The following is a 344-nucleotide window of genomic DNA, read 5'->3' as shown; positions in this document are numbered from 1 at the left end:
CGGTCGTGGCGGAATCGGTAGACGCGCTAGGTTGAGGGCCTAGTGGTGGTTAACACCGTGGAGGTTCAAGTCCTCTCGACCGCACCATATTGCACCCTTAGCTCAGCTGGATAGAGCGTTAGACTACGAATCTAAAGGCCGGGAGTTCGAATCTCTCAGGGTGCACCATTTACGGGAAGTAGCTCAGCTTGGTAGAGCACTTGGTTTGGGACCAAGGGGTCGCAGGTTCGAATCCTGTCTTCCCGACCATTTATTTTTGGTCTTTGAAAACTGAACGATGAGGCAAAAAAAGTTTTACAATTTTTGAATGAAGCGCAAGCTTCGTCAATTTAAGAGCTATATCA

At 48.5% G+C, this 344-nt stretch carries 2 tRNA genes; both read left to right on the top strand.

The window, feature by feature from the left end:
- The first annotated feature begins 91 nt into the window (after window positions 1-91).
- Window positions 92-168, top strand: a tRNA-Arg gene (locus tag KNO76_RS13925).
- Window positions 169-172: 4 nt separating this feature from the next.
- Window positions 173-249: transfer RNA gene (locus tag KNO76_RS13920), tRNA-Pro, on the top strand.
- Window positions 250-344 lie beyond the last annotated feature (95 nt).

The sequence above is a fragment of the Exiguobacterium sp. s101 genome, assembly GCF_018617835.1.
In the GTDB taxonomy this organism is placed as follows: domain Bacteria; phylum Bacillota; class Bacilli; order Exiguobacteriales; family Exiguobacteriaceae; genus Exiguobacterium; species Exiguobacterium marinum.
This window is presented reverse-complemented; position numbering and strand designations above follow the sequence as displayed.